Source organism: Terrisphaera buseokensis (assembly GCF_047521145.2).
In the GTDB taxonomy this organism is placed as follows: domain Bacteria; phylum Verrucomicrobiota; class Verrucomicrobiia; order Opitutales; family Opitutaceae; genus ER46.
Genome location: NZ_CM134186.1, coordinates 80,593 through 94,128, shown reverse-complemented (window position 1 = coordinate 94,128; position 13,536 = coordinate 80,593). Strand labels below are relative to the sequence as shown.

General features: G+C 67.0%; 9 protein-coding genes. 4 read left to right on the top strand and 5 right to left on the bottom strand.

The features are described from left to right. Nucleotides 1–14 precede the first annotated feature (14 nt). The 3 genes from ACLJEU_RS00350 (at nt 15) to ACLJEU_RS00340 (ending at nt 4,221) form a co-directional block, all read left to right on the top strand. A complete protein-coding gene (locus ACLJEU_RS00350; RefSeq protein ID WP_414662518.1) occupies nt 15–2,900 on the top strand; it encodes a TonB-dependent receptor in 2,886 nt (961 codons plus the stop codon). Nucleotides 2,901–3,017: 117 nt separating this feature from the next. Further along, nucleotides 3,018–3,857, top strand: coding sequence for a class I SAM-dependent methyltransferase (locus tag ACLJEU_RS00345; protein WP_414662517.1), 840 nt, complete (start codon nt 3,018–3,020; stop codon nt 3,855–3,857). Nucleotides 3,858–3,915: 58 nt separating this feature from the next. Further along, the gene (locus tag ACLJEU_RS00340) at nt 3,916–4,221 is read left to right on the top strand and encodes a histone (RefSeq protein WP_414662516.1); all 306 of its coding nucleotides are present in this window, start codon (nt 3,916–3,918) and stop codon (nt 4,219–4,221) included. Between the two features lie 95 nt (nt 4,222–4,316). On the opposite strand, the gene ACLJEU_RS00335 is transcribed toward ACLJEU_RS00340, so the two are convergent. The 5 genes from ACLJEU_RS00335 to ACLJEU_RS00315 all read right to left on the bottom strand — a co-directional run bounded on the left by ACLJEU_RS00335 (nt 4,317) and on the right by ACLJEU_RS00315 (nt 12,525). Beyond that, complete coding sequence (locus ACLJEU_RS00335) at nt 4,317–5,498, bottom strand: DUF3419 family protein (protein WP_414662515.1); 1,182 nt, start codon at nt 5,496–5,498, stop codon at nt 4,317–4,319. A 93-nt stretch (nt 5,499–5,591) separates the two neighbouring features. Next, nucleotides 5,592–6,170: a YybH family protein gene (locus tag ACLJEU_RS00330; protein ID WP_414662514.1), complete on the bottom strand. Its 579-nt coding sequence runs from the start codon at nt 6,168–6,170 to the stop codon at nt 5,592–5,594. Nucleotides 6,171–6,207: 37 nt separating this feature from the next. Continuing rightward, on the bottom strand, nt 6,208–8,361 hold the full coding sequence (locus ACLJEU_RS00325) for a PEP/pyruvate-binding domain-containing protein (protein ID WP_414662513.1): 2,154 nt from the start codon (nt 8,359–8,361) through the stop codon (nt 6,208–6,210). Then, nucleotides 8,345–10,864: an aminotransferase class III-fold pyridoxal phosphate-dependent enzyme gene (locus ACLJEU_RS00320; RefSeq protein ID WP_414662512.1), complete on the bottom strand. Its 2,520-nt coding sequence runs from the start codon at nt 10,862–10,864 to the stop codon at nt 8,345–8,347. The genes ACLJEU_RS00325 and ACLJEU_RS00320 overlap by 17 nt, the downstream gene beginning before the upstream one ends. 68 nt (nt 10,865–10,932) lie before the next feature. Beyond that, complete coding sequence (locus ACLJEU_RS00315) at nt 10,933–12,525, bottom strand: MFS transporter (protein WP_457795323.1); 1,593 nt, start codon at nt 12,523–12,525, stop codon at nt 10,933–10,935. A gap of 123 nt (nt 12,526–12,648) precedes the next feature. Here ACLJEU_RS00315 and ACLJEU_RS00310 point away from each other — a divergent pair, with 123 nt between their 5' ends. Beyond that, complete coding sequence (locus tag ACLJEU_RS00310) at nt 12,649–13,521, top strand: Lnb N-terminal periplasmic domain-containing protein (protein WP_414662510.1); 873 nt, start codon at nt 12,649–12,651, stop codon at nt 13,519–13,521. Nucleotides 13,522–13,536 lie beyond the last annotated feature (15 nt).

The following is a 13,536-nucleotide window of genomic DNA, read 5'->3' as shown; positions in this document are numbered from 1 at the left end:
ACCTTCACCACACCATGTCTGCCTCCCTTCCCTCCCTGCGACGCGCCGGCCACTGGCCCGCGCTTCTTGCCGCCGCGCTGCTGACAGCGACGGCGTTTGCCCAGGACAGCGGCCTGATTGCGGGCCGCGTCTCCGACGCCGCCACGGGCCGGTCACTGCAGGGCGCCGTCGTGCGTGCGCGCGGCACCTCGGCCGTCACCAGTACCGATGCCACGGGTCGATACCGCCTGACCGGCCTTCCCCCCGGGGAAATTCGACTCGAGATCGAGTACGTCGGTCTCGATCACTTCGAACGCAGCGTGACGCTGCCGGCGGGATCCACCCTTGCCGTCGATGCCACGCTCGAGAACAAGGCCCTGCGCATGGAGGCGTTCACGGTCGCGGAATCCGCCCGCGGACAGGCGCTGGCGATCAACCAGCAGAAGACCGCGAGCGGCCTGGTGAACATCGTTTCCGAGGAGACGTTCAGCACGAACCTCGGCGGCAACCTCGGCTACACCCTCCAACAGCTTCCCGGCCTGAGCGTGAACGAAGGGGAGGACGGCGAGCCGGCGGGCGTCAACATCCGCGGGCTCGAGGCGAAGTACAACTCGGTCCAGGTCGACGGGAACCGCATGCCCGCGTCGGGCAATTCGCGGGCGTTCTCCATCGGCCAGCTCAACGCCGACGCGGTGAGCAACATCGAGGTCGTGAAAGCGGCGACGCCGGACCGCGACGGTGACGCCCTCGGCGGCATCATCAACGTGATCTCGCGCTCGGCGTTCCAGCGCGACGGCCGCACGCTCGAGTTCACCACGGGCGGGGTCTACTACGACATGCGCGAGAAGTGGAATTACCAAGCTTCGCTGAACTATCTCGACATCTTCAGCGTCGCCGGCGGTCAGAGGAACCTGGGCGTCGGCCTCAACCTCGCCTGGTCCGAGTCGGCCCGCGACTACGACAACCTCGACAAGGACTACGCTGTCCTGCAGCCGCAGTTCGAGCCCGCCCTGGGCCTCACCGCTCCGCTCTACTTCCACACGAACGCCGCGCCGCAGACGAACTATCGCGAAACGACTTCGCTCGGCGCGAACCTCGCCCTCGACTATCGGGCGGGCCCGGACACGACCCTCTACCTTCGTCCGTTCTACCGTTTCAACCAGGTGGACGCGGAGAAGCCGCGCGCGCGTTACTACGTCAACGCGAACCACAACTTCAACGCGGCCACCGGCACGAAGAGCATCGCCGAAGCCACGTACAACACCGGCCGCAGCGTCGCGAGTGCGTTGAACGAGCTGCGTTACCAGAATGACGTGAGCAGCACCGACAACGACGCCTACGGCGGTTCGTTCGGCGGGCGTCACCAAATGGAGACGACGACGCTGACCTTCGATCTCTTCCGTTCCGACAACCTCTCGAACCGGGACCGATCGCTGGCCTACGTCATTCGCAACCAGGGCTACCAATTCGGCTACGATCAGACGACGCGCTGGAAGCCCGTGTACACGATTCTCAATGCCAAGGATCCTTACGATGTTACCACGATCAACCGCGGCGACCTCACGCTCTCTCCGCGCGACGCGGCCGAGAAGGCGTTCAGCGCCCGGATGGACCTCGAGCGGAAATTCATCGGCAAGGCGCTGAGCGGATCATTCAAATTCGGCGCCAAGCACCGTACGAACGTGAAGGAGCAGGACCAGGCCTCGATCGTCTACCGCACCGGCACGAACGCGAGCGGGTTTCCCTATGCCAGCCTGCTCTCACGCACCGACTACAAGGTCTTTGGCGCGCTGCCGATTTACCAGTATCCGGACCTCGATCGGACCGCCGCGCTGCTGCGGAGTTCGCCGGGGCTCTTCGCCCTGCAGACGAACGACGCCCTGCTCAACAACGTGATCAACGACTATCGCGCGGAAGAGAATGTGACCGCGGCTTACGGCATGGGCACGGTGCGATGGGGCCGGACCACGCTCATCACCGGATTGCGCATGGAACACACGGCGTTCGAGTCGCGCACCTATCGCTACAACAGCAACGCACCGGCCATGCCGACCACGGTGAACGCAAAGCATGACTACACGATGTGGCTGCCGGGCCTGCACCTCCGGCACGAACTGGCCAGCAACCTCATTCTGCGCGAGAGCTACCACCGCAGTTACAGCCGGCCGGACGTCAACGCCCTCGTCGCGGGCCTGAATCTCGACACCAACACCGGCAATATTTCCGGCGGCAATCCGAACCTGAATCCCTCCACGGCGCACAATGTCGACGTGCAGATCGAGTACTACACGCCCAGGGGCGGACTCTATTCGGCCGGCGTGTTCTACAAGAAGATGAAGGGATTTTACTATGACAGCTCGCTGCGGTTCACCGACACGGATGCCAGCGGCTATCCCATCCCGGACGCCAACGGCACCCGCATCTACACGTCCACCGACAACGCCCTTGGCGCGACGAACTACGGGCTGGAACTGATCGCCCGCCAGCGCCTCCTCTTCCTGCCCGGCCCGTTCAACGGCCTGAGCGTGGCGCTTTCGGGCACGTTCACCAAGAGCGATGGCAAGTACCCGGGCCGCCTCAGCGAGGATCTCCCGACCTACGGCTTCAGCGATGGCATCTACAACGCGTCGCTCCAATATGCCGGTGGCGCCTTTCGCGGCCGCCTGAGTTACACGTATCGTTCGGACTTTCTCGAGGGACTCGATGCGAACAACTTCTTCGACGACTACTTCGGCGCCTACGAATCGCTCAACTGGGAATCAAGCGTTCAGCTTTCCCGGAACGTGCGGCTGTTCCTCAACGTGAATAACCTCACCGACGAACCGCAGATCTCTTACCAGGGATTGAACCACCCGGACAACCCCGAGGACTACACGAAGTATTCGTGGCGCGCCTCGGCCGGGATCTCGGTGCGGTTCTGATTCGCACTTCCCCGGGCCTCCCGCCGGCCGTCATCTTCGGATGACGGCCTTTCTTTTGCCGCGACGTTGCGGCATCGACGCGCGACCGTAACCGCTGGCGTGCACCGTAGGTGAACCATGGAACCCGATTCACCCGTATCGACCGCCGTCACCAACGGCGTCGTCGCCGCACCCGCCGTCAACTACTTCGACTCGCCCCTCGCCGCACGCCGCTACGCCGCGCACCGGCCGCGGGGCCATGCCCAGGTTCTCGCGTTCCTGAGTCAGACGCTCGGGGGAGTGATCCCCGTCGGTCGGGCAGCCGACGTCGGCTGCGGCACCGGACACTCGACCGTCGCGCTGCTGCCCTATGCCACGTCAGTGGTCGGCATCGATCCCTCCTCGGAGATGCTGAAGCAGGCGGAGCGGCATCCGCAGATTGAATACCGCCGCGGCTACGCCGAGGCTCTCCCCGTCCGGGCCGGCGAGTTCGACCTCGTGACCGTCAGCTCCGCGTACCACTGGTTCGACCAGGAACGATTCCTTGCGGAAGCCGCCCGCGTACTCCGTCCCGCCGGCTGGCTGGTGCTGTACAAGGCGGGTTCAGTCGGGCGAATCGCCGACCGGCAGGATTTCGACGTCTGGCGACGGGAGGTGTTGAAGGCACGCTATCCGAAAATCGAGCGCCACGGGGAGCGCCTCACCCGCGAACTCGCCGCAGCTTGCGGTTTCGCCGAGCTCGCCTGCGATACGGCCGCCACTTCCCGGCGTTACACGCTCGACGAGTATGTCGACAACCTGCTCACCCACAGCAGTGTAATCCGCGTGGTCGAGCGCGGACCGGAGCCGGTCGACACCGTCCGCCGGTGGCTCCGCTCCGAGCTCGCCGCGTACTTCGCCGCCGGCAGCGCGGAGTTCACCCACGAGTCGTGGATCCAGGTGTTCCGGCGCGGAATCGTCACCCCATCGTCACCATAAAATGTAACATTGCCGCGTTTGCCCGCGGGCCGGAGGAACCGTAGCTTGGAAACGCCCCATGAAATCCAAGCCGACGAAAGCAAAACCCTCCGCCAGCGCCGCCGTTGAGCTCAAGCGCGCGGAGGCTGAGATGGAACGACTCGCCGCCATCGCGCACGACGCGAAGCGATCCGCGAAACAGGCCCGGAAAGTGCACCGCGACGCCAAGAAAGCGGCCAAGCAGGCCCGCAAAACCTTCGAAGCGCTCGTTGAGTCGGCGCGGAAGCAGACCTCCGGGAAGCGCGCCGCGAAAAAAACCGCACCTAAAGCAAAAGCGGCTCCGGCACCCGCGCCCGAGGTCGCTGAAGCCAATCCAGCCGCCTGACGTTCGACTGGATTAGCAGGCGGTGGGCAGGTTCCGCCCGCGCGCGTCCCACCCGCCCGGCGTGAGTTTGGGGCCGCAGCTCCGGGAATGGCGGCTCAGATCACTTCCTCGACCACGAACGCGCAGTAGAAAAACGCCTTGTCGCGCGCGTGCAGCGCCTGGCTGAGTTCGGGCAGCGAGCGGAGCCGATCGGTCATGAATTCGGGCCGATGCCGGTCCGCGAGTGTGTTCCAGTAGGCGAGCCGCGCGCCGCTCTTCCCAGAGCGCACGATCCGCTCCAGCAGCCGGTGCGTGTTCTCCTCCGAAATGTACTCGAAAATGTCGCTGAGGTTGAACGCCCCGAACCTCCGTTCGCCGGCGCGCTCGAGATACGCCTCCATGGGCTCGCAATGCCACTCGAGGCGATCAAGGTGCGCGCGGATGACCTCGAAGTTCTCGGGCCGGAGCGCAAACGGCAGCGCCGTCGGATGCGCGCCCGTGAGGATCCACTGCAGATACGGATTCTCCGCCGGATTCAGCGTGGTGGTTGCGTAGCGTCCACGCGCGAGAAACCGGTCGGACACGCTGCCCTTCACGTAGCGAAAGAAACTGGGATCGCGCCCCATCCGGCCCATGACGAAGCGCGAGAAAAAGATCCGGAACAGCAACTGCCAGCGCCAGGTGTCCCACTCGTTCGCATAAAACGTCTCGCGCTCCTCCCGCGTGCCGCCGCGCAGCAGATGTTCCACTTTCCGGCGCGAGTGCACGAGCGGCAGAATCCGGTGACGAAACGTCGCGAAGTAGCGCTCGAACTTTCCCGCCCCGCCGATGCCGGCGGCGATCTCCGCGGATTTTCCATCCCAGAAGGCGCGCACGGGCGCGGTGAGCTGGCTGCGGCAGCGTTGATAAAGCGCCGCACGCCGCCCGCTCGGCCGGGAGCCGATCAACTCGAGCAGCTCGGCGTGTTCAAGTTCCCGATACGCCGCGACCCGCAGCTCGAGACAGGCGAGCTGCGACGGATTCAGGTCAATGACGACGACGCGGCCGGGCCGGCGCGAGAGCAACGCGAGCGCGTTGTCGCCCGCCGAACCAATCGACAGGCAGTCGTCGCCGGGCTGGATCGCGAGCGCGTCGAGCAGGATGTCCGCATCCTCCCAGCATTGCGCGTAGCGAATCAGCGAGAAATCGGCGCGCGTGGCCGCCTCACTGCCGGCGGGAACCGTGGCGGGGAGCGCGGTCACGGCGACCCGGCTGACAACCGCCCGCGAATCACGCGAACCGCCGCGAATGTGGGCCATCGTTTCAAAGCCACGCGCGTTTCCTCAGATGGGTGGTTCGATGCAGGCCTGAGGCGCGGGCCGCAGCCCCCTTCCGCCTCAGGCCGTGGTCCTTCACGCCGCTTTGCGCCGCGACAGGATCCGGCCGACGATCAGGCCGAGCACCGCGCCGCCGACGCCGATCCAGAGCAGGGAGCTCTTCGCGGCGTTCAGCATCGGATTGTCGAGCGCGTTGAGTGAAACGTGATAGCTGGCGAGCAGCCATTTGCCGTTCTCCTTCACCAGCGTGGCCGTCCAGCGACTGGTGAATTCGTAGTCCTTGCCGAGCAGCTTGTAGTTCGCGACGACCTTGCCGAACGACACGCCGGTGTCGCCGCCGTAGAGGATCGTGAGGTCGTCGGGCGTCGGCGGCACCTTGTAGCCCTTGAACGAATCCGTGCCCATCTTCGTCATGAACTCCCGCAGCCCCTGCGGCCCGCGGCATACTTCGGCGTTTTGCCACGTGACCACTACACTCGGGTGCACGTGCTTCACCACGGCTTCGAAATCGCCCTTGGTGATCGCCTCGATCACCTGGGTGCGCAAGGTGCGCAGTTCATTGTGGGCCGGATCTTCCGCCGCCTGCATCGCCGGGCGCAAAACGCCGAGGAGCAGGCTGGCACAACAGAGCAGTCGCAGGAGGTGTCGTTTCATTTTCATGGAGGGGAATAGTGGAGGGTGGAGGGAAAAATCAGGAGGCGGAGGCAGGCCGCTGGAATCCGGGGCGGTCGCAGGCGGGATCAAATTCGACGAAGCCCTCGCTGCCGTGAAGCACGATGGCGGCGCCGTTGGGAATGCGCGTGGTGGCGTCCGGCACGCCGAGCACCGCCGGGATGCCGTACTCGCGACAAATCACCGCGGCGTGCGACAGCAATCCACCGGTTTCGGTGACCACACCCGCAACGCGATCGAGCACCGGCGTCCAGCCGGGATCGGTGAACGGGCACACGAGGATCGCGCCTTTCTCGACGCTCATCGCCTCTTCGATGGTGCGCGCGACGCGTGCCACGCCGCGCACGCGGCCGCCGCTCGCGCCAATCCCGCGCAGCGCGCCGTGCGTCGGTTGCGGATCGAAGGTGAAGCGTCCGCCAATTTCATTCGGCGGACGGAAATTCCGGTAGCTCTCGTACGTCTGCCGGCGCGTCTCCACCTCACCACGACGATCGGCGATGATGTCGGCAAAGGTCATGAAGAAGATATCGTCGCCGAGTCCGCGACGCGCGGCGATCGCGAGCACGTAACGCCGGATCACGTGATACATCCGGCTGGAGAGATCGCGCATCTCCTCGCGCAGCCAGAGGAAGTGCCGGAGCCGGTCGAGCTTGCGCGCGAAGCTGCGGCGCTTGCGCCACGGCAGCGCGGCTTCGGCCCGCGCCCGCGCCGCCAGGTAGGCCGGCCGCGGGTCGTTGCCGGCCCCACCGGCATGCTGCTGCAGCAAGGTCGACACCCATTCGCGATCCTCGTCCCAGCGCGGTGCGCGGATGTCGAGCTCGCGCCGGCCGCGGTGCGGAAACGCGCGCATCAACGGCGTGACGTCGGTCTCGCCGCGCGCCGCCATCGCGCGCAGTGCATGCGTCGGCTCGAGGTGCCGCATCGGCGGCAAAGCCGACACCAGCGCCGCGTAGTCGGCGTCGGGAAACGATTCGAGAAACGCGATCTTGGCCAGCGACGCGCAGAAGATCGTCCGGAAGTAGTTCGTCTCCGTGGTGCGGTAATCCTCGTGGATCAGCCGGGCGAACCCGCCGTCGAGATCCACCGGCAGCGGCGCGTGGCGCCGCTGCAGGGCGTCGAAACCCCCGGCGAGAAACGCGTGGTCAAATTCCTCCTGCCGGCGCCAGACGCCCGGAATGGACAGCACCGTGGGCAGCGCGCGCAAGACGCCGCGGAGCGTCACCGGCGTGCTGATACCATCGCCCTCGTAGTTCACCTGCACGCTGAGATCGCGATCGAACTCGCGCTCCTTGAACCCGGGGAGCTTGGCGAGGCATTGTTTCACGGCGCCCAAATTCCAGTACGGTCGGCCGAAGCACATCCGCCCGGCGGCAAAATCGCCGCGCCACAGATGGATGTCGCGCAGGAACTCCTTCAGCGAGGCGTCCCAGATGTAGTCGTACAATGACCACATCAGCGGCGTGCACACGTCGCTCGAGACGCCGCCATCGCGGAAGTCGGCGTTCGTCCACTCGCCCACTCCGGGCGCAAACTGGATTCGCGTGATCGGCCGCGCCTGCAGGATGAACAACCGGCCGCCCTCGATCGCGAACTCGATGTCCTGCGGCGAACCGAAGTGGCGTTGGATCGCCTGCGCGACGCGGGTGATTTCAGCGCGATGCTGCTCCAGCAGCGGATGGCCCGCGGGCAATGCCGCCTGGTGACCCGCGAGCAGGGCGTCGGCGAGCCCGGCACACGCCTCGATCACCACTTCCTCGGCACCGGTGGCCGGGTTCACCGTGAACGCGACGCCCGCGAGCTCAGGTTGGATCATGCGTTGCACGATCACAGCCATGCGGAGCGTGCGCGGATCGATGCCGCTGCGCCGGCTGTATTCCATCACGGACGGCGCGCGCACCGAGGCCTGGCAGCGTCGCACCGCGGTCGTCACCTCCTCGAGCGATCGCAGGTTGAGAAAACTCTGGAACTGGCCGGCGAACGAGACATCGCGGCCGTCCTCGGCCGAAGCCGACGAGCGGACCGCCACCGGCAGCCCGAGTACCTCGAGCGCTTTCGCGAGGTCGGGGGGCGAGCAGAGAAAATCCGGCACGTTGAAGCCGGCGAGCTGCAGCTCGACGAGTTGCTTCGCCTTGCCGCCAATGACGGTGGGAGTGGCCTTAGCGGGCGATCGCATAGGAAGGAATCTTCTGCTCCGAACCGAGCACGCAGGCGCGCCGGTAATCGGCGAGGGTGAAACCGTGGCGGGCCGCCATGGCCGCGACGCGTTGCACATGATCCGGCGTCAGCGATCCGGTGAACGTCGTGTCGCGCACGCCCTCGAAACCGAGCAGCAGCGCCTCGGCCATGCAGCCGTACGTCTGGCCGCGGGGCAGTGGAAAATCGAGGATCTCCAAGTGCTCCCCGCCCGGCAGCGCGGCAATCCCGCCCTTGATCACGATCAGGTCGGGCCGCGTCGCGGCATCGGCCGGCGCAAGACTTGCGGGCACGGAGAGATCGCACAACACCGCCTGCGGCGCGAAGCACCGCGCGGCGAGCGGGGCGTCGACCGCGTTCATCGCCGCAATCACGACCTGGCCTTCGCCGACCGCGGCGAGATCGGTGGTCGCCACGGCGTTTGGGACCCGGGCAGCGAGTGCCTGCAACCGCGGCCAGGAACCCGGCCGGGCGCTGCCGATCAAAATCGTGCGGCGATACCGCGGGGCGAGAATCTCCGCGCAGGTGCGGCCGATGTTTCCGGCGGCGCCCGCGATCACGAGCACCGAGTCCCGCGGATCGCGTCCGGTCTCGCGGTGCGCGCGCTCGATCGCCTGGATGGCGAGGGCGATTGCATAGCTGTTGCCGGTGGTGATGCCCGCGCCGCGCGCGGCCAGGCGCGTGCCGTTGAGGGTGGCGATCGACGTGTACTGGCCGAGCGCGACCATCTGGCAGCAGAGCGCGTGCGCGCAGTCGATGCCCTGCTGCACGAGCCGCTGCGGCGGCGTGAGCCGGCGCGCGTCGAGCTGGCGCTTGATCCAGCGCGAGGTGAACGGCAGCAGGATCGGATAGAGCCGGACGACGGCGCCGGTGATGGAACGCACGTCGACCGCGCTCATCACGACGGGGGCGATCCGCGACACCAGTTGCGCCAGGTAGTCCTCACGTTCCTCGAGCGACAGCACGCCAAACGCCGGGTCCAGCGAAACGAGGTCGTCGGCGTCGACCATGTGACACAACCACGCCACCTTCGTCGCGGGCGCGTGCCGCTGCTGCTCGTGGAAACGCGGTTCGTCGTACGCGAACGCCCGGCCGTCCACGCGACCGGTGTCGGTCGTCGCGCGGTGTTTCTCCCCGGAGCGGAGCAGAAAACGCGTGAGGCCGAAGGCGTCGGCCTGCGTCAACCGGGAGCACACGTCGCCGAGCGCCGCGAGCACGCGATCCATGGCGGCGTCGGTCAGCAGCGCCGACGGCTCGATCCGCAGCGTGAAGCGATCGCTGAGCGTCGGGGCAATCCGGATACGATGGACGTTGAGCAGATAGCCGGTGAGCACGAGCGCCAGATCCTCCTGGGCGCTGAGGAAGCGGAGCAGGAAGCCGGGCGAGCGGGACAGCGGACGGAACTCCACCGCCGACATGAGCCCGGCGCCGCGCACGTCTGCGATGATCTGCGGAAATGCCTCAGCCAGCCGCCTCAGGCCCGCCAGCAGCCGATCGCCCTGGGCCCGGCACGTGGCGAGCAGCGGTGCGTCGATCAACTCCAGCGTCTTCAACGCCAGCGCACAGGAAAAGTCATCCTCGGCGTAGGTGCTCGTGTGCTTCAGATCGAATTCATCGCAGTAACGGTCGCGCCGCACGAGCAGCGCGGAGATCTTGGCGATCCCGCCGCCGAGCGCCTTCGAGAGAATCACGTAGTCGGGCCGCACGCCGAGCGCCTCGCTGGCGAGAAAGGTCCCGGTGCGGCCCATGCCGGTCTGACATTCATCCGCGATCAGCGGCACGGCGCGTTGCGTGCACAGCGCGGCGGCGCGTTGCAAAAATCCCGCTTCAAGGAGACGCACGCCGCCCTCGCCCTGGATCGGCTCGTAGATGAAACCGGCGAGATCCGCAGTCTCCGCGAAGGCTGTTTCCAGCCGCGCGAGATCGTTCGCCGGCACCCGCACGACATTGAGCCCGGCCACATCGAACGGTTCGCGGTGCTGCGCGTGGGCCGCGAGTTGGAGCGCGCCCAGCGTCTTGCCGTGAAAGCCCCGCTCGAGCGCGATGAACGTTCGCGCCCCGCTCTCGAGCATCGCGTGCTTCATGGCGGCCTCGACGGCTTCCGTGCCGGAGTTGCCGAAGATTACGCGGTAGTCGCCGCCCGCGCGACGCGACAACTCGGACCCGAGGCGTTGCGCGTAGTCGCGCCGTGAACCCTGCGCGTGAAACGGACGGCCGCTCGCGAGCAGCCGCTGCGCCTCCGCCACGATCGCCGGATGGCCATGACCGAACAGCAGCGCGCCGTAACCGCCCACGACATCCAGCACCTCGACCTCCCGGCCGGCCTCGTCGCGGTAATAAAGGTAGTCGCCCGCGCCCCGCTCATAGGTGACGTCGAGGCGCAGCGCCCGCAGCATCCCCGCCAGGCGCGGTTTGCAGGCGTCGGTGGGTTCGCCGGGAACCGGACTCGGTGGCAGAGCTGGACTCAGCGGATCGCGTTTCACGAACAGAGTATAGTTAGCATCCCGCCCCTCCGGGTAATCGATAAAATTGTTGCCGGGCAGCACGAAAATCAATGCGCCCCCGTCCCCGCCGGCCGCGTCCCAGGCGGAACCGGCAACGCCGTCACGGTGCGCGCCGCGATCAACGCCCCGAGCCAGCTCAACCCGGCTGCAAGCGCAACGGCGATGCGAAACGCGTCGACAAACGACGCCTTGATCGCGGCCTTCACCGCGAGCGTTTCCTCCGCCGTCAGTCCCGCGGGCACCTGCGCGTCCGCCAGTTTCGCCGCCTCGTGCTGCAACTGCGTGGCCACGGCGGCGGGCAGATGGAGGTCGGCGGTCCGTTGCGCCAACGCCTGGCCAAACCACGCGAGGACGATGGGGCCGAGGATCGCGATCGCGAAGACACCCGCGACGCGTGTAAGGCTGCTGTTGATACCCGACGCCAGCCCCAGGCGTTGCGCCGGGACCGAGTCCATCACGGTCGTGCTCAACGGTGCCGCCGTGACGCCCAGCCCGGCCCCGACGAGCAGAAACCCGGGCAGGTAGGTGAACCAGAATTCCTTCGGGCCCGCGGTCACGCCCGGCACGGCAAAAAGGAGAAAGCCCGCTCCCGCCAGAGCCGGTCCGAGCGTGAGCGGCAGCCGCGGCCCGCGGCGATCCACCAGTCGGCCCGCCCACTGCGACAGTCCGACCAACAACGCCATCAATGGAAGCTGCGTGAGTCCGGCCAGTGCCGGCGAATACCCCTGCACCTGAATCAGGTTCAGCGGCAGAAAAAACAGCGTGCCGTGAAAGCCCATGTAGAAGAGCAGGCTCAACGCGCTCGCGCCCTTGAGTGTCCGGGATTCGAATACATCGAACGGCAGCAGCGGATGACGGACCGTGCGCTGGATCACGACGAATGCGATCAACGACGCCACTCCGACCACCAGCGCGGTCACGACCCAGGCATCGGCACCGCCTGGCTTGGACCACTGAATCAGGCCGTGCGTGAGGCCCCCCAGGCCGAGCGTCACGGTGATCGCGCCCCACCAATCGACCGGCACCGGCCGCGCCGGCTTTTTGTCCGCGGGGATCTTCACCAGCAATATGCCCAGCGCGACCGCCGAGAGCGGCAGGTTGATGAAGAACACGCCGCGCCACAGCCCCGCACCCGCCAGCACGCCGCCGAGGACCGGACCGACCGTCGTGGCGAGCACGCTGAACGCCGACCACGCCCCGATCGCCTTGCCGCGTTCCGCCGGCGGGAAGAAACTCGAAATCATCGCCAGCGCGCCGGGCACCATCAGCGCGCCGCCGACGCCCTGCGCCACGCGGCCCGCGATCAGCCAGGGCACGCTCGGCGCGAGGCCGCACGCGAGCGAGGCGGCCGTGAACGCCGCGATGCCGGCGATGAAGATCTTTCGCCGGCCGAAACAATCGCCCAGCGCGCCCCCGAACAGCAGCAGCGCCGCGAGCGGCAGCGAGAATCCGTTGGTCACCCAGAGCAGATTGGCACCGCTCGCCGCCATGTCGGCCTGCAACGCCGGCATGGCGACGCTCAGCGCCGTGCCGTCGATGAACACCATGCCGGAGGCCAGGATGGAAGCGATCAGCACCCAGCGCGAAACCGGCCACGAGGGGTTGCCCGCACGAGAAGCGGATGAAGCGGAAGCGAACACGCGGCGGAGCATGGAATCGCGCGAGGGTCTGGCAAGCGACGGACCCTTCGCCTTTCGACTAGGGCCGAACGTGGCCGCTCGACGCGCTTGCCAAACACGCGGCTTCCCTCGCGAAATAGCGCCGTGACGGGATCTGAAACCACCCCTGACGCCATCAAGCCGCACCCGCGCCGGACGCGGACGTGGCTGGGACTAACGCTGCTGGTGGCGGCGGCGATTGTCGGGGGCGGCTGGCTCGGACGCACGCCGCGCACCGATCGGGACTGGGATCCGGAAGGCGCGGAACTCGCGTGGGGCGAAGTCGCGGGTGATGTCGTGACGGTGCACAACGTCCGCAACTTCACGTGGCGGTCGCCGACCGACGTCACGCCGCGCTGGGAAACCCGCACGTACCGGCTCTCACAGCTGCGGCATCTCGACTTCATCATGACGTACTGGGGATCGCCGCACGTCTGCCACACGATGGTGACCTTCGACTTCGGGCCCGACGGCCGGCTGTGCGCGTCGATTGAAGCGCGGCGCGAAGTGGGCGAGGAATATTCCGCGCTGCGCGGGATGTTTCGCGGCTATGAGTTGATCTATGTGTTGGGCGACGAGCGCGACCTTGTCCGCCTGCGCACCCGCATCCGGCCGCACAACGACGTTCACCTGTTCCGGCTCAAGGCGACGCCCGAGGTCACGCGCACGATGTTCCTCGACTACATCGACACCGCGAACGGCCTGCGCAGCCGGCCGGCGTGGTACCACTCGCTCCTGACGAATTGCAGCACGTCCATTCGCCACCACGTCCGGCGCGCGCACATCGCCGATCCGTGGGACTGGCGCGTACTGGCCAACGGCCACGCCGACGAGCGGCTGTACGAGTTTGGTTACGTCGAACGCGATCTACCGCTGCCCGAACTCAAACGCCGCAGCCACATCAATGAGGCTGCGCTCGCCGCTGATCAGGCGCCGGACTTCTCCGACCGCATCCGCGCCGGCCGACCGGGATTCTAGAGCAGGATCGCCCGC